The sequence below is a fragment of the Type-F symbiont of Plautia stali genome (assembly GCF_059731105.1).
Map to the genome: position 1 here is coordinate 544,998 of NZ_AP035909.1, position 16,856 is coordinate 561,853.

Here is a 16,856-nt window from a genome sequence, read left to right on the forward strand (position 1 = left end):
CATGAATAAGCTGAAACTTAACTCTTTTCTCGCCAGCAGCGCGCTGCTGCTGGGCAGCCTCTCTGCGCTGCCGGTTCACGCCGAAGATGAAGCACAACTGATTAAGCAGGGTGAATACCTCTCCCGCCTCGGTGACTGCATGGCGTGCCACTCGCTGCCGGGCAAGCCTGACTATGCGGGCGGACTGGCGATTACCTCGAACCTCGGCACCATCTTCTCCACCAATATCACGCCCGATAAGCAACACGGCATCGGTAACTACAGCGAGCAGCAGTTTGCTGACGCGGTGCGTAAAGGCATCCTGCCGGACGGCTCCCGTCTCTATCCGGCGATGCCTTACCCCGATTACGCCAGAATCAGCGATGCTGATATCCACGCGCTCTACGTCTACTTTATGAAGGGCGTGCAGCCGAGCGCAGCGCAGCCACCGGAAACGGATCTGAGCTTCCCGTTCAGCCAGCGCTGGGGCATGCGTTTCTGGAACTGGGCGTTCACGTCCGATAAGCCGTTCCGGCCGATTGGTGGCGCGTCAGCCGAGGTCAACCGCGGGGCCTATATCGTGGAGAGTCTGGGTCACTGCGGCAGCTGCCATACGCCGCGCGGCCTGGGCATGAACGAGAAAGCCCTCGACAGCGGTGACGATCAATTCCTGGCAGGTGGCAGCCTGAACCACTGGGCAGTGCCGTCGCTGCGTGGCCTGCCGCACTGGAGCCAGCAGGAGATCGTGGATTATCTGCAGACCGGGCGTAACGATAAAGCGTCAGTAGGCGGCGAGATGACCTCGGTGGTTGAGCACAGCAGTTCACACATGACCGATGCCGATCTCAAAGCTATCGCGGCTTACCTGAAGTTCCTGGGCGGCAATCCGCCCCTGCAGGCCTATAACGTGCAGGCGCAGCAGGCAACGGAAGCAAAACTTACCGCGGCGAAAAACCTCAGCGAAGGTGAGCGTCTCTATCTGGATAACTGCGGTGCCTGTCACTTCGTGACCGGCAAAGGCGCGCCGGGCGTCTTCCCGGAACTGGATCAGGCGACGATCGTCAACGCCAGCGACCCCACCGGTCTGATCCATACGATCCTGGCAGGCGCGCAGCAACCCTCTGTCGCTAAGGCCCCGTCAAAACTGGCGATGCCTGGCTTTGCCGGACGGCTGAGTGATGATGAAGTGGCACAGCTGGCGACCTTTATTCGTCAGGGCTGGAGCAACAGCGCGCCAGCCGTGAGTAAAGATCAGGTGGCTGAGGTGCGGAAAACGCTGAAGTAACGAAGAAGGGCTTCCCCTCGGCCGGTCAGGAGAGGGGAACGCCCGGATCAGTGAAAGGTGCGCGCCACTTCCAGCACGCCGTTAATCACAAACTGCACGCCCATGCAGACCAGTAAAAATCCCATCAGGCGCGAGATCGCCTCAATGCCGCTTTTGCCGACCAGCTTCATGATCGCTCCGGAGCTGCGCAGCGAGACCCACAGGATCAGACTCACCAGCAGGAAGGTCAGCACCGGCGCGACGCTCAGCACCCAGGCGGGAAAATCGACACCGCTTTTCACCGTCGAGGCGGAAGAAATAATCATCGCAATGGTTCCCGGCCCGGCCGTGCTCGGCATCGCCAGCGGCACAAAGGCGATGTTCACCGGCTCTTTGGCCTCATCCAGCTCATCCAGTTTCTGCTTTGCTTCCACCGAATGGCTGGCAGGCTTCGCCGGAAAGAGCATCCGGAAACCGATAAAGGCGACAATGAGTCCACCCGCAATACGCAGGCCGGGAATCGAGATGCCAAAGGTGTTCAGCACCGCATTGCCCGCGTACCACGCCACCAGCATGATGGCGAACACGTAGAGAGACGCCTGGCGTGCCTGACGGTTGCGCTCCTGGAAGTTCATGTCACCCGCCAGCCCTAAAAATAGCGCCACGGTGGTGAGCGGATTCGCCAGCGGCAGCAGCACGACCAGCCCCAGGCTTACCGCTTTGATCAGCTCCAGCATGTCAGATCCCCCTGATTAATGTTTCGGGCGCTCCAGCGCTTCCAGCAACTCGGGGAAGAAGTCCTGCAGGATTTCAGGCGTCATCAGTTCGGGATACTGCATCAGGTGTTCGCGGATGCGTTCGTTGACTTCCGGCAGCAGTCGCTGGGCCGCGGCGCTGGCGGTGATTTTATGCTTCTTCATGGCGCGCAGCAGATCGCCCGGCAGGGCGTCTTCGTCGTCGCCGTCATCGACCATCTCCAGCGCGTCCAGCTCGTCGAACATCTCCATCAGCGCTTCGGTCTGCGGCGTGCGGGATTCATATTCGCGCGGATGCTCCTCCTCCAGGAAGCGCAGCATGGCGCGCATCGGCGTGCCGTCAGGGGAAGCAGGGGGTTCGGCTGCGAACCAGCTCAGCAGCTGGTGCATGGTGACCTGGTGAACGCGATAGCCGCTGTCGACCAGCTCATCGGCCAGCAGTTCGGCGGTTTCGTTTTCTATCAGACAGATATGCGTACGGTTGGGTTCGTACTGATCCAGCCACTGATAGATCTCTTCAATCACGCCATCGTCATACTCGAATTTTTTGCTGAGATAGCTGCCGTCCTGCTGGTGGACGCAGGCCTGGATCTGATCGGGGTCGAAGTAAAGTGCGATGTTGATGCCTTTCATGCGTGCTGTCCTGTAGAAACCAAAACAACACTATAGCGCTCAACCCCAGGTTAAGGGAATGTCAGGCATCACAGCACGGGGGAGTTTCCCGCTCCCCGCTGAACCGCGAGGAGAGGGAGGCAGAGAGGGGATCAGGAGATAAAGTTTTTGCCCTGCTTCAGGACCACGTCGCAGGCTTTGGTTTTGAGTTTCTCACCCATTGGCGAGTTGCTCAGACTCTGCAGATTAAGCTGCTGACCGTTACCGGTGTTCAGCAGGCCTGCCAGGCCCTGGGTGTAGTCTGTCTGCTGCTGTTGCGCGGCGGGCGTGGTCAGGCCCAGCTTGCTCAGCACCTGATCTTTTACCGACTGCACATTGTTTTTCACCACGTTATGCTCGACGCAGTACTGCATCACGCCGGCCGCGTTCGTCATGCTACTGGCGCTGACCGCTTTATCGCCGCCGCCCAGCATGCTGGTAATGGAGGAGAGCGACAGCCCGCCATTCTGCTGCGTGGTGCTGGTGGTATTACCGCTGTTCTGCTGGCTGAGCTGCGACGCTGCACTGCTCAGCTGATCCTGCCAGCTTGCTGCTGATGCACTGCCTGCGACCAGAAGCGCGGCCAGTCCCCATCCCCACACACTGCGTTGTGCCTGTTTCATCTCAACCTCGGTATCTGCGTATTCAGTTTTGCTAAGAGAGGCAAAGGCACAGAAAGTTCCTGAACTTTTTTATTTAATTTTACTTTAAGACTCTTCTGTAATCATGGCAATGAATAATGGAGTAAAGCGCGGTCTGGGTTATTTCACGGCGCAATCTGATAGCTGTGTAAATAAAGATCTGGCGCTGAAACATTATTTAATATTCTCGCCAGTCATGGCAGGAATAATCCTGGTTGCCGCGAATTTTTGTGGCCTTTTTATCGGCATAAACCCTGATGCCATATACCCAAGGGTAACTATTTATCCATGAAATCAGTTCTTTTCAGGTTACTGTTTTTACAAGTTTTTATATTTTTAGCGCAGCGGTAAAAACTGAGGGTTTATTTTGATTGATGTTAATCGAGGGGGCTGAATATAAATTTCATCCGCCGGAAATTTTATTATTCCGGCTTGCGAAATCAGCGAGAGTGTTCATGCTTAATCACTGTGTCAGGCAGTTGTGGCAGATATTTAATCTTAGCGGGAGAATCAATATGGCTGGGCAGCCAGAACACAATAACTCTGCAGAAGTCGCGCTTAAACTCGCTGAAGAGAAAATAGCCCTGACGAAGCAAAAGATTGTGGATGGACATGTCCGGGTTACCCGTTCCACAACCGAGCATGACGAGGTCATCAGTACACTGCTTAACCGGGATAAGGTTGAGGTTGAGCATGTAGCAAAAGCACAACCCGTAGAGACGATGCCCGATATCAGGGAAGAAGACGGTGTACTGATTGTCCCGGTAGTTGAAGAAGAAATCCAAATCGTCAGAAAACTGGTGCTTAAAGAGGAAATCCACATCCGAAAAGTGCAGGAACACGTTCCTTTTCAGGAAGTGGTGACCCGACGTGAGCAGCAGGTGAACGTTGAGAGAGATGACGATCAAACCCGCTAACAGAGAGGAACCTATCATGGCACAGGAAAAAATCGTAACACTGTTCGATTCTGCAAATCAGGCAGAGGCCGCGAAAAGAAATCTCGTGAAAGCAGGCTTTTCCGATCGGGACATCAGTCTTATCAGTGGAGAGCGTTTAGAGCAGGAAGGGCAGTCAGTCCGCCATCCGAGCCTGTGGCAGCGCCTGTTTGGCCATACCGTCGATAAAGATCAGGCGGATGTCTATACCCGGGCGATGGATAAAGGCGGCGTAGTGCTGACGCTGCGCACCGAAGAGGAGAAGCTGGCTCGCGCCATGACGATTCTCCATTCACATGACTCGGTGGATGTCCCGTCACGTATGCAGAGCAGCCTGGATAACGGCACGACCACGCCGGGCGTCAACCCTACGGCGGGTAAGCAGTTTGCCGGTGAGACCAACGACCGTCAGGTAGAGCCGCGACGCACCTCGCTGACCGGTGATGAGAGCGAGGCCGATATTCTGCGTCTGGCCGAAGAGCAGATTGAAGTGGGTAAACGTCTGGTCAGCGAAGGCTCTACCCGTGTACGCCGCTATACGGTGACCGATACCGTTTCTGAAGAGATTTCGCTGCATGAGCAGCACGCTGACATCTTCCGCCGCTCGGTAAATGAACCCGCGCTGGCCGGAGAGGTGGACTGGTCCGAGAAAACCGTCGAAGTGGCGGAGACCCATGAGCAGCCGGTAATCAACAAAACGGCCCATGTGAAAGAAGAAGTGGTGGTGCGAACCGATGGCAGTGACCGCACCGAGACCATTAATGACACGGTGCGTCGTCAGGAAGTGGACATCGACCACGCCCGTGGCGGTCTGGATAGCGAACTGCCGGGTTCGGCGGCACGAGGCAAACCGGCAACCGCTGGCACGGCCTCACCCGGCGTGCAGAACCGCGACCACAAAGAGAGCCTGACGGAGAAGGTGAGCGAGAAAGCCAGCGAAGTGAAGGATAAGGTTGAAAACAAGCTGCATCATCGTGATTACGACCATTCGCACTGAGGCGCCAACCCTGACAACAGGCGCTGAGGGCAATGCCCGATGCTGAGCATGCACGAAGAAGCCAACCGCAAGGTTGGCTTTTTTGTGGGGGGCGAACCCCGCCTGAGAGGCAGAGAGGTCAGCTTAACGTTTTCCTGAGAATTGCATTCAGCCAGATCTCATCGCCCCGGCCGGCACGTAAATCACCGGTCTGCCAGAGATATGCTGTCTCAAGAGCGAACCTGTTCTTCCCGAAGCCCGCTTCTGTTGTCATCAGCGGCTTATTTTCTGCCAGCGTCTGAGCGCCGTGAGCATTAACGCCATCAATCAGCTTCTGCAACCCGGCCATATCCATATCTGTAAATCTGCGGCCATCCTTTTCCCGCTCGCCGCGGCCATATTTGAACGAAAGATACCAGACGCCGTTTGGTTTCAGTGCGATGGCCAGTCTGGTCATGACGCCAGGCAGCTCCGCCTCGGAGATATGCAGCAGGGAGGCGCAGCACCAGATCCCGTCGTATGTTTCAACCGCATCAACCTCCTGAAAACGCTTCTGCACCACCGCGTTCCCGGAAAACTGGCGGGCCAGCGCGACCAGTTCGGCGGAAGCATCAAAGGCTTCGACGACAAAGCCCATATCACTAAAGGCTTTGACGTCACGCCCTGAACCGCAGCCTGCATCCAGAATGCGTGCGCCGGGCGGCAATTCCCTGATAAAAGGCCGGTAAAGTGCCGACATATCCACGTTTGCTGTATCGCGAAAAAACCGCTGAGCGTGCTCCTGGTAATACTCTTCATTGCTCAAAACAGGCTGTCTCCCTGTGCCGCTGGCTGCCACTCATGCAGCAGAGCAAATTTTGCCCTGTTCCAGTTTGTCTGCAGAAAGCCGTGCCGCTGTTGGGGCGTTTCGCCGGTCTGGCGGATTAACGTTTCCCGCAGTGGCAGGTGGCTGTTAATAAAGTATTCGTTTCGATCGTTCAGGCGCTGCAGCAGCGTGATTGAGGGAATACGTGCAAACTTACCCTGAGCACCGCGATTACAGGTCTGGCAGGCCAGCACCAGATTCCAGACGCCGTTGAGGTTGCCGATCTCTTCGCTGAGCATCAGCGGCAGGAAGTGATCGACATCAGCCAGGTTCTCCTCACCGCCCGTCACGCCAATTGGCCGGAAGCAATAAAAGCACCGGCCTTTCTGGTAGCCATTCAGGCTGCTGCGACAGCTGGTAATGGTGACGCGGCGACCACTCTGACGGCTGAAAAGCATCTTGTCGTTATCGTCATAATCAACCGCAATCAGGTTATGTGAAACGTTCATCGCCCAGGCTTCTTCAACCAGCCGCCATCTGGCCTCTGTTTCCGCGACCAGACTGGCAAACTGTTCATTTTCCGTCAGCTGATAAAAGTTATCCGTCAGCCGGATGCCTTTATGGCTGCGCCGTTCATCCAGAAAGAAACGTTTGTCGATCTCCGCGTAATTCACGTTATGAAAGGCATCAATGACATTCGCAAAGCCGCGCTTCACGGTAATGGCAATCAGCTGATCTTCGGTGATGTCACCCGCATTGAATTGCCTGCACGCCTCCAGAAACCCGCTGCTTTTGCTGGTGATTTGTTTTGGCGCATCCCGCAGGTGAGCACATAAATGACGCGTAAAGGGCACGGCCAGTGCCTCCAGCGTAATCAGATCGCTGTCTGGCTGCTTCAGATCATAGAGCGCGTGGGCCAGGGCAAACTTATAGGAGGCGACATTTTTGCCAAAGAGAATAACGCCGCGCCAGTAGTTTTCAAGGCGGGGATCGGCCTGGTAAAAGCGCATGCAGGTTCCTGTTTTGCGAGGCAGCTCGAAAATTCACGTAACAGGATCAGATAACAAACACAGGTAAATGTAAACCGTAAAGGGCGGGAGGAGCAGGGCGCGCTTTCAGGGATAAAAAGGCGTTAAAAGGTCATAAAGAGATTATGATAGCCGCTGTTGTCGGGCTCATCCGAATGGACGCCCTCTGCTTAGCAACAGATTGTCATTTCACTCACCTCACATTCAGGGAACAGGAAGCAGCGTGACGGTTATTCAGAAGCGGGTAATGCTAGTGGCAGCGCTTGCCACCCCGGTTATCGCCCAGGAAAGCGGCGTATCTTTTAATCACAAGGCGTGGTCAGTCGCCTGCGATAACACCTTAACCTGCCGTGTCGGCGGGCAAACCACAGAAGAGAATCTGGGCGGCGTGTTGCTGACGCGTGCAGCGGGCGCGGATACCGCCACCTCTGGCGAAATTATGCTGCCGGAGGATGATGAAAATCAGCAGCCGGTGACAACGCTTACGCTCTGGATCAATGGCCAGCGTGTGGGTGACGCGACGCAGAAAGCGCATCGCTGGTGGTTGTCAGATGCGCAGACGCTGACGCTGATTCAGGCTATCAAAGGCCGCGGCACGGTGGAGTTCAGAGGGGATAATGAGACCCTTCAGCTTTCCGGTGATGGCGCCTATGCAGCCCTGCTGAAAGTGGATGACGTGCAGGGCCGCATCAACACGCCGGGTGCCTGGGTGAAAAAAGGCGACAGGCCCGAAAAAAGCGTCGCAAAAGCCGTGGCTGTTCCGGTTATCCAGGCGGCACAGATCAGTCACTCCCAGCCCTCTGTTCTGACAAAAGAAGAGGCGGCAGCGCTCAGGCCGCAGCTGCTTGCCGCGTTAACCCCGGATCAGGAATGTGATTATCTGACCGCAGTCGGAGAGAAGGACGTCAACGACCATATTATCAGCGGCGATATTACCGCCACGCCACTGGATGCAACGCACACGTTGCTCTCCACCCAGTGCTGGGGCGCAGCCTATAACCAGGGATACGGCTTCTGGGTCACCGACCCGCAACGCAAAGCGAAGCCGGTGGCCGTCACCACCGACGCACAGACCTGGGAAAAGGGGGTAATCACCAATGTTTCGCTGGCAAGCAGTGCCGGCAGCTGCGTGTTTAAAGAAGAGTGGGTCTGGGATGGCAGGGCGTTTCGTCAAAGCCTGGTAGAAATCAACGATGGCTGCTGGTTTCCACGTTCCCTCGGTGACAGAGTGATACCCACCCTGATATCTGACGTAAAACATGAGGGAATAAAGTGAATTGTAAACCGATGCTGTTCGTTCTGGCGTTGCTCTCCCTGTCTGCTCAGGCCAGCCAGAGCGGCACCACCTTTGAGCACAAAGACTGGGAAGTCGCCTGTGATAATACGCTGACCTGCCGCATTGCGGGTTATGGCAAAGAAGAAGACCCGTCCGGCTCCATCCTGCTCACCCGTGCCGCCGGACCCGGAACAGAGACGGTGGGAGAGGTGACGCTGGGCGACACCGAAGATGACAGCGAACCGGCGGAAAAGCTGACGCTGTGGATCGACGGGAAATCAGCTGGCGATCTGGTGGCGGCCGATGACAACTGGCGCATGTCGGCCAGTCAGACTTCTGCGGTCATCAGCGCCGTCAAAGGCAACGGTAAAGTTGAATTTAAAGGTGGCACAAAGCCTTTCCTGCTTTCCGGCGAAGGCGCCTATGCCGTGCTGGTGAAAGCGGATGACGTGCAGGGCCGGATCGGCACGCCCGGCGCGCTCACCAAAAAGGGCAATAAGCCGGAGAGCAGCGTGGCTAAGGCTGTACCCGCACCGGTAATCCAGACAGCAAAAACCGTCAGCGGCGAACCCCGTCTGCTGACCGATGCGGAAATTGACGCGCTGAAAACCCGACTGCTTTCAACCGTCAATCGCAATGACGATGACACGTGCGACAGCCTGTACTCACCTGCTGAAAACAGCGATCCGGAAACCGACGGACTCACCCTTACGCCACTGGATGAGACACATGCCTTGCTTTCGGCGCTCTGCTGGCGAGCCGCTTACAACGAAGGCTATGGCTACTGGGTGATCGATAATCAGCTAAAAGGCCAGCCGGTGCTGGTAACCGTGTCCGGATCGGATTACGACAAGGGCGAGATCACCAGTGTGCAGAAAGGCCGGGGCATCGGGGACTGCATGAACCAGGAGAGCTGGGTTTGGGATGGCCAGGCTTTCCGCAAAAGCTATGGCGGCGGAACCGGGATGTGCCGCTATATCCATGCGGGCGGCACCTGGGATCTGCCGACGCTGGTAGCGGATGTGAAGCCTGTTTCGGGTTAGCGCTTTGGTTACGCCTGGAAACCATGAGGTCTGGAGGAACCGCTGCAGAGCGGGCGAGAGGGAGTAGTCGGCGTCAGCAAGGCTGTCATCTGATGAACGTGAAATCTGAAAAGATGGTTTTTTCAGCAGTTGTACCTTAGCCTGCGGATAAGGGTTGCGGAAACAGGGGGTAACGGTATAATCCCCAACGTTTTCCGCATCCCTTCAGTGCCGAAGTGGCGAAATCGGTAGACGCAGTTGATTCAAAATCAACCATCGAAAGGTGTGCCGGTTCGAGTCCGGCCTTCGGCACCATTGAGATATACGAGAACGTCCGGGATAGTCCATAATTCCCTGAAATTAAAGCCGAAAGGCTTTTTTTTTGGTCCAAATCCGTCCGGGCACATCCGTTGACATCCAACATAGTTGGGGGTCAAGATAGGGGTCACTTCGCTTCGATAAACTTTTGACCCCCAAATCATGCCTATAACTGACGTTGCGGCCCGTACCGCAAAGCCTCGCGAAAAAGAATACAAGCTCACGGATGGCCATGGGCTATACCTTCTTATCAAACCAAGCGGATCCAAACGCTGGTATCTTAAATATCGCTATGAAGGCAAAGAGAGCAGAGCTGCACTCGGCGCATACCCTCTGATCACGCTAGCTAAAGCGCGCGAAAAACGTGATGAAATCCGCCTTCTACTTGCCGATGGCATCAGCCCCAATGCCAAAAAAGAAGAAATTAAACAACAAGAGCAGGCTGCGCTTAACACTTTTGAGAAGGTGGCTCGCGACTGGCATGCGAGTAACAAGCGCTGGTCGGATGGCCATGCAGAGAGAGTATGGCGGGATATGGAGCGCAACATACTTCCAGCCATCGGAAAGCGGAACATTGCCGACTTAACGACACGGGATCTATTGCATCCTTTGCGTGAAGTTGAGCAAAGCGGTCGGTTGGATGTGGCCTCGCGTCTACAGCAGCGTGTTACGGGTATAATGCGTTATGCCGTTCAGAGCGGCCTAATTGAAAGAAACCCAGCTCAAGACCTTGCTGGAGCAATCGCAACTAGAAAAGCGACTCATCGCCCTGCTTTATCACTGGAACGCCTGCCTGAATTTCTTCAACGTGTTGAAGCCAGCAGGGGGCGCTTACTTACCAGATTGGCCCTGAAACTCAGCCTGTATGTATTTATCCGCTCCAGTGAACTTCGGTTTGCGCGGTGGGGAGAAATTGATTTTAAAAAAGCACTTTGGACTATTCCTGCCGAGCGTGAAGTTATTGAAGGGGTTAAACACTCTCATCGAGGCTCTAAGATGCGTACCGTCCATCTTGTTCCGCTTTCGCAGCAAGCTCTGGCGCTATTGGAAGAAATCAAAGAGTTGAGCGGCAATAGAGACCTTATCTTTCCAGGTGATCACCGTCCGACAAAACCCATGAGCGAAAACACTATTAATAATGCTTTACGAGTAATGGGTTACGACACTAAAACGGAAATATGCGGCCATGGGTTCCGGGCCATGTCGTGTAGCGCTTTAGTTGAGTCGGGGCTTTGGTCACACGATGCGGTTGAAAGGCAAATGAGCCATCAAGAAAGAAATGGTGTGCGAGCTGCGTATATCCATAAAGCTGAGCACCTTGAAGAGCGTCGTCTTATGGTGCAATGGTGGGCAGATTATCTAGATAGCAACAGTGGATCACATGTAACCCCGTATGAGTTCGCAAAGCGCTTTGCAAAATAAAAAGTTTTAATGACAAGTGTTCATACTGTTCACTTTGCATTATAAGTTTTTAAAATCAGTTGCTTAGCTGGAGGGTGTTTGTGGGCTGTGTGTACACAGGTGTTCATATAGAGTGATCACTACAGACCGGGACGTAAAAAAACCGGCCTGAGCCGGTTCGTTTGCTGCGGGGGTTTATTTACTGCATGCGGGAAGCCAGTCGGCCTCGCTGTCCTCATGCAGCGTGAGATTGGTCTGGACGCCGTTATTTGTCCTGCGTTTTAACAGGATTCGCTCATACTCTTTCAGCGTCTGCGGCACCGCCTGCCCGAAAGCCGTTAAGCTGAGCGGGTGCTGATGCCCGCGCGATTCCATAAATGACAAATACGCATGATAAAGATAGCGCTTCGGGTTTATCGGGCGAATATTGGCATTGCCGATGAACATCCCGTTCGGCGTGCTCAGCGGCATCAGATAGCCACAGAAATCGACCAGCGGATCAGCCTGGCGTTTAACTTCCAGCGCTTCGCCGGATGACTGCTGTGCCTGCAACAGCTCGCGCGCTTCATCGGGTGACGTGAAGCGCTGCATCAGATGACGGACAATCACGGCCAGCTCGGTACTGATTTTGTCCAGTAGCTGCGGATCGCGCTCTTTTGCCGGTATCACTTCGGGGAACGTCAGGATAACCCGGCGGCGTGACACGCCGCCGCTGCGGTCGTTAAAGCGCATCGGATTGTTGTTCACCGCCAGAATGACCGCCGGGATATGCGTTGAATAGGCGTCACGGTATTTTGGATCGATGGCTACTGCGTCGCCGCCGGTAATAGCCTTGATGCCTGCGCCGTCGCCGCTCCATTTTTCCTGGTCAGGCAGGATAATGAGCGAAAAACCCACCACGCTGGCGCGCTCGCGTGAGGATTCCAGCGTGTCGATAGTGGCGGACGTGGTGTTGTCTTTTCCGGCCAGCAGAGTGGCTATCGAGGCCATGACGCTTTTACCGCTGCCGCCGGGGCCGGTGACTTCGAGAAACATCTGCCAGTCATAGCGATTTGCCAGCACCATAAATAATGCCGCGAGGATGCGCTCCTGCTTGTCGTGATTATGTCCGGCTGCCCGCGTTAACCAGCGCCAGAAGGCCGGGGCGTGGTCTGCGAGGTTCTCACCCGGACGCGTGGCGGTGTAGTCCACGCTGTTGACGGTGCGCAGCCAGTGCTCGCGGCGGTGCGGGCTGAATGTGCCTGTCGTGGTGTCATACACACCGTTACGGAAACCAATCAGCCGGCGAGACGGTTCACCCATCTGCGGCACCATCAGCTTGAGTGTGTCCAGTACGCTGCCAATACCAGCGGCCGAGAACGGTGCGCGTACTTTCTGAAAAAGCGAGGCGATTTCCCGGCGCAGCGTCTTCGCCTCCATCACCTGCCATGCGCCGTTCTCATAGCGGCAGATTTCCTCCCCGACCGGCGGCACGGCCAGTGCCTCACCGTAATGGGCGACCAGTAGCTCGGCTTTCTGACTGGCGCTCATGGCTTTCAGGTCAGCCTCGCTGACGGACTCAAACGGGCTGAGTGGCTGCGGCTGCGTAAAGGCGGTGAGCTGCGCCTGCGTGGCGATATCGCCCTGCACCTGCCACACGTCGTTCCAGTCACCCGTAACCGGCGGCAGTGCGGTTTTCCCGCCACAGGCTTTTGCCGCTTCCTCTGCTTTTAACTGGCCGGTGCCGCTGTCATCGCGGTCGGCGGCAATCAGCATCATCGCGCCTGGGTATGACTCATGCAGCCGCTTTGCCAGTGAGGGCAGGTTGTTGGCGCTCAGCGCCACGTATACCGCCTGGCCGGTCAGCCGGTGCACGGTCAGGCCGGTGGCATACCCTTCAGTGAGCCACAGTGTTTTGCCGTCCGGCTCGCCTGCCAGCCAGTACGAGCCTTTCACCTGCCCGCCGGGCAGGGTGCGCTTGTCGCCTGCGGCGCTGATGAGCTGCACGTTTACGGCCTTGCCGTTTTCACCGGTCAGGGGAATGAGCACATCCCCGGCGGCAAAGGTGATACCACCACAGCGCAGCGCATCAGCAAGTGTGAGCGCCTGTATATCGTGCAGCCCTTTTGATGAAAGGTAGGCGTTGTCCGTGCGGCTGACAGCGGCGGTGATAAGCGCCTGCGCCCGTGCGGCTGCGTCTGCCTGTGTGCGGCTTTTGTCTGCGGTTTCATCATGCATAACCGGGGCTGACTCCGGCAGCGTGCCGAGCATCCCGGCAACCTTCATGGCGGCCTCTTTAGCGCTGAGACTGAGCGCCTTTTCCACCAGGTTAAGGCCGTCACCGGCCCCGCACTGGTTACAGAGCCACGTTCCGCGCCCGTCCTGATTGTCGAAGCGGAAGCGGTCTTTACCGCCGCACGCAGGGCAGGCTCCGTGTCGCCCCCCGGCGAGCACGCTGATGCCGAGGGCAGGCAGAAGCTGCGGCCAGAATCCGGTGGCCGCCTTTACGGTGTCAGAGACGATATGTTTCATCTGCATGTTCTCCCTCAGTGCAGCGTGATGCGGCTGGCGGCCGCAAGCTGGCTTCGGAAAAGTTCATCCATCATGGTGACGCCGAGCTGAGTCAGCCGCGGCGGCGCGGTCAGCAGGTCCGGCTCAACCATATCGCCCAGCATGGTGCAGGCCATCTCCATGCCCGCATCTGGGCCGTGACGGCGCACATAAAAGCTTTCCAGCTCAAGGGCGATGGTCATCTGAAGCTCATCGAGTGTGGCTGACACGGTAATGCCGAGGTTTTTGCAGGCATTCAGATAGCCCTGCGCCAGCGCGCGGCGGTAAACGGCGGTGCGTACCTCAACGGGCAGGCAGGAGTGATTAGCGGTCATCATGGCGGGCCTCCGTGGCTAACATGCGGGATTCACAGGTTTCAACGACTTTACCGAGCTGGTCGGTGAGCAGGGCGACGACCGAGGCAAGCGCCGCGCTGTCTGGGACGCAGCCGCGCGCGCTCATGCAGTTCACCGAGTCGAACATATCGAGTACTGTCACGCCGACCGTGTGCGCGTGCAGCAGGCGCAGATAGTCAGCGTGGGGAATGGGGTAGGTGTCATGGTTATGCAGGTGTTGAGAAAGGGTGTTCATGCCGTCACCGCCTTAACCGGCAGACGACCGGCAAAGGACAGGACGTAATCGCGGGTGAGGCTGGCGCGGGCGCTGCGCTCATCGCCTGCTACAGTGCGCAGCATGCAGGGACGGGCGGCGGCATCAGTGCGACGCACGGCGGCAAAAATAAAGGTGAATTCGGGGTGAGCGGCAGTAAGGGCCGTTGTCATGAGGACAATCTCCATCGAGTAGCGGTTAACGCCACCACCGGAGCTGCAAATCTCATGGGTGGTGGCCCGAACGGGGTTTGCAGTACCGGCCTCAATGGATACCGGCCAGCCCGAAGGCTGCCCCGCCCGGGCCACCATTATTTGACAGCGGCTGCGGTCCAAGAACCACAGCCTGAAAAATGGGTAAGCCAGAGCAATGACACAAAAAAACACGCCTGGCGCGTGCTGTGTCGCCATTGAGTTACACGGGCTGCAAATCCCGGCTGCCGATTTTGCGGCAGCACGAAAACTGTATAATGGCCGCTCGCCAGAGAAAAGCCTTTTTTTAAACATCGGGGCGATTTCCTCAGCAACCGGTCAGGACGTGATCGGATTGCGGCGGATTTGATCGGAATATCCTGCTCTGTTTCTTAGCGCAATACATGACAGGCTTCGCTTTTTTACTCATAACGGAGATGTGACCGAGCATTGCGCTGGTAAAGGCCGGTGCGGTTGCTGGTCTGTAGCTGACGGCTGCCGTAAGGTTTTCTGCGACAAAGGCGGCCTCTTCGCGGGTGAGCTGACAGGTTTTCGTGCCAAAATTCAGCAAAATCATGCTGCACCTCCGGCACGCTGTGCGATGCGGGCCTGCATCCAGCCGTCAATCTCTGACGCCAGCCAGGCGACGTTTTTACCGCCGAGGGAAATCTGTGAGGGGAACTGCTCCCTGCTGATTAAATCGTATATGGTCGAGCGTGACAGGCCGCAGGTGCTGATGACTTCCGGCAGGCGCATAAAGCGGTCGCGTGGGTAAACGGCATCACGGATTACGGGAATGGCAGGGGCTGGTACGGATGAAACTGCGTGCATGGTGTTACCTCATTATGAGTCCGGCCGGTGCTGTCCGGTTCCGGTGGTGTCTTCAGGTAACTCCCTATTTTGTTGATATTTTTAAGTGTGGCAACACCCCTTCTTAGTGCAAAAAATAATCATTCATGCGATTCAGTGCAGTGTAATGCATTGAGTTGCATCCTGTTCTCTTTCTATTAATTTAAGTCATCATTCGTTAATTATTAATAGGTAAAAACAATGAACAGAGGCTTACCAGAGAAAGGCTGGATTTCTGAAAAGTGAACACTAGTTAATACTCAGTGAATACTTCATTTTAAAGTGTTCACTTTTTTCTTACTGTATTTATTACTTTTTTTATCTCAGTGAATACCAGTGAACAGTTTTATAAGAAATATAATTAGTTAAAGGGCTATCGCATACAGGTTATGCCCTTGTTTGTTCATCGACAGGCGGAAAGCAATGAAATGCGCTGTCCTGTGGTACACGACAGAATGGCCTCATCCTTTACAGACGATGAGAGACAACCATGACTATGCCTGAACAGAAACCTGCATCACTGGAACGCTTCGAGAAAGCCCGCGCTGAACATACCGAAAGGATGAAAGCCTATAACGGCGTCTGCGCCGATATCGCCCGCTGTGAAAAAGAACAGCAGGCGGCCATCAAGGCAGGGAAAGAAGCCGAGAGCAACTGGCGCACGAGCTTTCGCAACCTGCGAGGCAATCTCACCGACGAGCTGCGCGCCGAACATTCTCAGCGCATCGCCAGCCGTGAACTGGCCGATGAGTTCGGCGGGCTGCTTAAAGAGCTGGCGCTGGATAAGCAGGAGGCGATGCTGAAATGCTGCGGCAGTGGTAAAGAGTATGTTGAATCGCACCGGGAGGCTTTTACCGGGTTCGCGGATGCGCACTGGCAGTCAGCCCTGCGTAACGTAAGTCCGTCGCTGCTGTGGGCCATTAAGCTGCGACTCCGTCGTGAAGAGCTTTCCCCGACATTTGCCGGAGACGACCGGGATAGTATTAATGACGTGGCTTATCTGGTCGGCGAAGCGCTGACGCGGGCGGCGGCTGCTCTGCCAGACAGCAATCTAAATGAGGCTCCGCTGCTGGAGAATATTGGTCTGTATCGCCCGCCGCTTACGGGCATTGATATGGAGCTTTACCGCCATCCTATGCGGCGCCAGAAGCTGGCTGAATCAATCCGGGCGCAGCGTGCAAAACTTCAGGAGGGCAGCCAGAAATGATGCACTGTCCCTACTGCAAAAGCGCGGCACATACCAAATCGAGCCGCTATATGTCAGAGCAGGTGAAAGAGCGGTATCACCAGTGCACTAATCTGGACTGTTCCTGCACCTTCAAGACGAATGAGAGCATTACAAAGGTGATCACCGCACCGCCACAGCCGGAAAAGGTACCGGCGCCACCACCGGAACCAGCAAAAGAACGTCAGACGCTGGGCCGTTACGGCTCAGCATTCCGCCAGGTTCATTAGTGCCGCACAGCCGCTGCCTGACCAGCGGCTTTATTGTGTCTTTCGTTTGTCCTTCTGAAGCCTTTTTTCTGGCGAGCCGCTTTGTAAAGTGCTGTGCATGCATAGTGTGCATGGATCTGCATGCAAAATCATGTACCGCTTTCTCCGATTCAGGCCATAACGGCCGCGGCTC

The 16,856-nt window shown here is 55.9% G+C and carries 18 protein-coding genes and 1 tRNA gene; 9 read left to right on the forward strand and 10 right to left on the reverse strand.

Annotated elements, in window-relative coordinates; genetic code table 11:
• Window position 1: 1 nt before the first annotated feature.
• Window positions 2–1,264, forward strand: a complete 1,263-nt coding sequence (locus AC6I7A_RS02425; RefSeq protein ID WP_058957597.1) for a c-type cytochrome — start codon at window positions 2–4, stop codon at window positions 1,262–1,264.
• Between the two features lie 47 nt (window positions 1,265–1,311).
• On the opposite strand, the gene AC6I7A_RS02430 is transcribed toward AC6I7A_RS02425, so the two are convergent.
• The 3 genes from AC6I7A_RS02430 to AC6I7A_RS02440 form a co-directional block, all read right to left on the reverse strand.
• A complete protein-coding gene (locus AC6I7A_RS02430; protein ID WP_009092333.1) occupies window positions 1,312–1,980 on the reverse strand; it encodes a MarC family NAAT transporter in 669 nt (222 codons plus the stop codon).
• A gap of 15 nt (window positions 1,981–1,995) precedes the next feature.
• Window positions 1,996–2,631, reverse strand: coding sequence for a hypothetical protein (locus tag AC6I7A_RS02435; protein ID WP_046101128.1), 636 nt, complete (start codon window positions 2,629–2,631; stop codon window positions 1,996–1,998).
• Between the two features lie 131 nt (window positions 2,632–2,762).
• Window positions 2,763–3,272 carry a YjjA family protein gene (locus tag AC6I7A_RS02440; protein WP_009092330.1) on the reverse strand — a complete coding sequence of 170 codons (510 nt, stop codon included), beginning with the start codon at window positions 3,270–3,272 and terminating at the stop codon, window positions 2,763–2,765.
• Window positions 3,273–3,664: 392 nt separating this feature from the next.
• On the opposite strand from AC6I7A_RS02440, the gene AC6I7A_RS02445 reads away from it, so the two are divergent.
• Both AC6I7A_RS02445 and AC6I7A_RS02450 read left to right on the forward strand, forming a co-directional pair.
• Window positions 3,665–4,207, forward strand: coding sequence for a YsnF/AvaK domain-containing protein (locus tag AC6I7A_RS02445; protein WP_230200870.1), 543 nt, complete (start codon window positions 3,665–3,667; stop codon window positions 4,205–4,207).
• Window positions 4,208–4,223: 16 nt separating this feature from the next.
• Window positions 4,224–5,222: a YsnF/AvaK domain-containing protein gene (locus AC6I7A_RS02450; protein WP_058957596.1), complete on the forward strand. Its 999-nt coding sequence runs from the start codon at window positions 4,224–4,226 to the stop codon at window positions 5,220–5,222.
• A gap of 118 nt (window positions 5,223–5,340) precedes the next feature.
• On the opposite strand, the gene AC6I7A_RS02455 is transcribed toward AC6I7A_RS02450, so the two are convergent.
• Window positions 5,341–6,006, reverse strand: a complete 666-nt coding sequence (locus AC6I7A_RS02455) for a class I SAM-dependent methyltransferase (RefSeq protein ID WP_058957595.1) — start codon at window positions 6,004–6,006, stop codon at window positions 5,341–5,343.
• A complete protein-coding gene (locus AC6I7A_RS02460) occupies window positions 6,003–7,016 on the reverse strand; it encodes an HNH endonuclease family protein (RefSeq protein WP_058957594.1) in 1,014 nt (337 codons plus the stop codon). The genes AC6I7A_RS02455 and AC6I7A_RS02460 overlap by 4 nt, the downstream gene beginning before the upstream one ends.
• Window positions 7,017–7,281: 265 nt before the next feature.
• On the opposite strand from AC6I7A_RS02460, the gene AC6I7A_RS02465 reads away from it, so the two are divergent.
• The 4 genes from AC6I7A_RS02465 to AC6I7A_RS02480 all read left to right on the forward strand — a co-directional run bounded on the left by AC6I7A_RS02465 (window position 7,282) and on the right by AC6I7A_RS02480 (window position 11,072).
• Window positions 7,282–8,310 (forward strand): DUF1176 domain-containing protein, encoded by a 1,029-nt coding sequence (locus AC6I7A_RS02465; protein WP_058957593.1) that lies wholly within the window; start codon window positions 7,282–7,284, stop codon window positions 8,308–8,310.
• An 11-nt stretch (window positions 8,311–8,321) separates the two neighbouring features.
• Window positions 8,322–9,353 (forward strand): DUF1176 domain-containing protein, encoded by a 1,032-nt coding sequence (locus AC6I7A_RS02470; RefSeq protein WP_058957592.1) that lies wholly within the window; start codon window positions 8,322–8,324, stop codon window positions 9,351–9,353.
• A 209-nt stretch (window positions 9,354–9,562) separates the two neighbouring features.
• Window positions 9,563–9,647, forward strand: a tRNA-Leu gene (locus AC6I7A_RS02475).
• 165 nt (window positions 9,648–9,812) lie between these two features.
• Window positions 9,813–11,072, forward strand: a complete 1,260-nt coding sequence (locus AC6I7A_RS02480; RefSeq protein WP_058957591.1) for a tyrosine-type recombinase/integrase — start codon at window positions 9,813–9,815, stop codon at window positions 11,070–11,072.
• A 174-nt stretch (window positions 11,073–11,246) separates the two neighbouring features.
• Here the strand turns inward: AC6I7A_RS02480 and AC6I7A_RS02485 are convergent, their stop codons facing one another.
• The 5 genes from AC6I7A_RS02485 to AC6I7A_RS02505 form a co-directional block, all read right to left on the reverse strand.
• Entirely contained in the window at window positions 11,247–13,562 is a 2,316-nt protein-coding gene (locus AC6I7A_RS02485; protein WP_058957633.1) for a primase-helicase zinc-binding domain-containing protein, read from the reverse strand.
• A 14-nt stretch (window positions 13,563–13,576) separates the two neighbouring features.
• Window positions 13,577–13,918: a DUF5375 family protein gene (locus AC6I7A_RS02490; RefSeq protein WP_058957590.1), complete on the reverse strand. Its 342-nt coding sequence runs from the start codon at window positions 13,916–13,918 to the stop codon at window positions 13,577–13,579.
• Entirely contained in the window at window positions 13,905–14,171 is a 267-nt protein-coding gene (locus AC6I7A_RS02495) for a hypothetical protein (protein WP_058957589.1), read from the reverse strand. Before AC6I7A_RS02495 ends, AC6I7A_RS02490 begins: the two co-directional genes overlap by 14 nt.
• Window positions 14,168–14,695, reverse strand: a complete 528-nt coding sequence (locus tag AC6I7A_RS02500; protein ID WP_058957588.1) for a host cell division inhibitor Icd-like protein — start codon at window positions 14,693–14,695, stop codon at window positions 14,168–14,170. Before AC6I7A_RS02500 ends, AC6I7A_RS02495 begins: the two co-directional genes overlap by 4 nt.
• A gap of 258 nt (window positions 14,696–14,953) precedes the next feature.
• Window positions 14,954–15,211, reverse strand: a complete 258-nt coding sequence (locus AC6I7A_RS02505; RefSeq protein WP_039659497.1) for a helix-turn-helix transcriptional regulator — start codon at window positions 15,209–15,211, stop codon at window positions 14,954–14,956.
• Window positions 15,212–15,719: 508 nt separating this feature from the next.
• Between AC6I7A_RS02505 and sid the strand changes: the two genes are divergently transcribed.
• Together sid and AC6I7A_RS02515 are read left to right on the forward strand one after the other, a co-directional pair.
• Complete coding sequence (gene sid / locus AC6I7A_RS02510) at window positions 15,720–16,436, forward strand: capsid size-determining scaffold Sid (RefSeq protein ID WP_058957586.1); 717 nt, start codon at window positions 15,720–15,722, stop codon at window positions 16,434–16,436.
• Complete coding sequence (locus tag AC6I7A_RS02515) at window positions 16,433–16,684, forward strand: ogr/Delta-like zinc finger family protein (RefSeq protein ID WP_058957585.1); 252 nt, start codon at window positions 16,433–16,435, stop codon at window positions 16,682–16,684. The genes sid and AC6I7A_RS02515 overlap by 4 nt, the downstream gene beginning before the upstream one ends.
• Window positions 16,685–16,856 lie beyond the last annotated feature (172 nt).

What these genes read in the sequence shown, in the direction of transcription:
- AC6I7A_RS02465 (WP_058957593.1), top strand. Translation starts at nt 7,282, where the DNA reads ATGCTAGTGGCAGCGCTTGCCACCCCGGTTATCGCCCAGGAAAGCGGC.
- AC6I7A_RS02425 (WP_058957597.1), top strand. Translation starts at nt 2, where the DNA reads ATGAATAAGCTGAAACTTAACTCTTTTCTCGCCAGCAGCGCGCTGCTG.
- sid (WP_058957586.1), top strand. Translation starts at nt 15,720, where the DNA reads ATGACTATGCCTGAACAGAAACCTGCATCACTGGAACGCTTCGAGAAA.
- AC6I7A_RS02450 (WP_058957596.1), top strand. Translation starts at nt 4,224, where the DNA reads ATGGCACAGGAAAAAATCGTAACACTGTTCGATTCTGCAAATCAGGCA.
- AC6I7A_RS02435 (WP_046101128.1), bottom strand. Translation starts at nt 2,631, where the DNA reads ATGAAAGGCATCAACATCGCACTTTACTTCGACCCCGATCAGATCCAG.
- AC6I7A_RS02515 (WP_058957585.1), top strand. Translation starts at nt 16,433, where the DNA reads ATGATGCACTGTCCCTACTGCAAAAGCGCGGCACATACCAAATCGAGC.
- AC6I7A_RS02485 (WP_058957633.1), bottom strand. Translation starts at nt 13,562, where the DNA reads ATGAAACATATCGTCTCTGACACCGTAAAGGCGGCCACCGGATTCTGG.
- AC6I7A_RS02430 (WP_009092333.1), bottom strand. Translation starts at nt 1,980, where the DNA reads ATGCTGGAGCTGATCAAAGCGGTAAGCCTGGGGCTGGTCGTGCTGCTG.
- AC6I7A_RS02490 (WP_058957590.1), bottom strand. Translation starts at nt 13,918, where the DNA reads ATGATGACCGCTAATCACTCCTGCCTGCCCGTTGAGGTACGCACCGCC.
- AC6I7A_RS02495 (WP_058957589.1), bottom strand. Translation starts at nt 14,171, where the DNA reads ATGAACACCCTTTCTCAACACCTGCATAACCATGACACCTACCCCATT.
- AC6I7A_RS02500 (WP_058957588.1), bottom strand. Translation starts at nt 14,695, where the DNA reads ATGTTTAAAAAAAGGCTTTTCTCTGGCGAGCGGCCATTATACAGTTTT.
- AC6I7A_RS02505 (WP_039659497.1), bottom strand. Translation starts at nt 15,211, where the DNA reads ATGCACGCAGTTTCATCCGTACCAGCCCCTGCCATTCCCGTAATCCGT.
- AC6I7A_RS02460 (WP_058957594.1), bottom strand. Translation starts at nt 7,016, where the DNA reads ATGCGCTTTTACCAGGCCGATCCCCGCCTTGAAAACTACTGGCGCGGC.
- AC6I7A_RS02470 (WP_058957592.1), top strand. Translation starts at nt 8,322, where the DNA reads ATGCTGTTCGTTCTGGCGTTGCTCTCCCTGTCTGCTCAGGCCAGCCAG.
- AC6I7A_RS02480 (WP_058957591.1), top strand. Translation starts at nt 9,813, where the DNA reads ATGCCTATAACTGACGTTGCGGCCCGTACCGCAAAGCCTCGCGAAAAA.
- AC6I7A_RS02440 (WP_009092330.1), bottom strand. Translation starts at nt 3,272, where the DNA reads ATGAAACAGGCACAACGCAGTGTGTGGGGATGGGGACTGGCCGCGCTT.
- AC6I7A_RS02445 (WP_230200870.1), top strand. Translation starts at nt 3,665, where the DNA reads ATGTTAATCGAGGGGGCTGAATATAAATTTCATCCGCCGGAAATTTTA.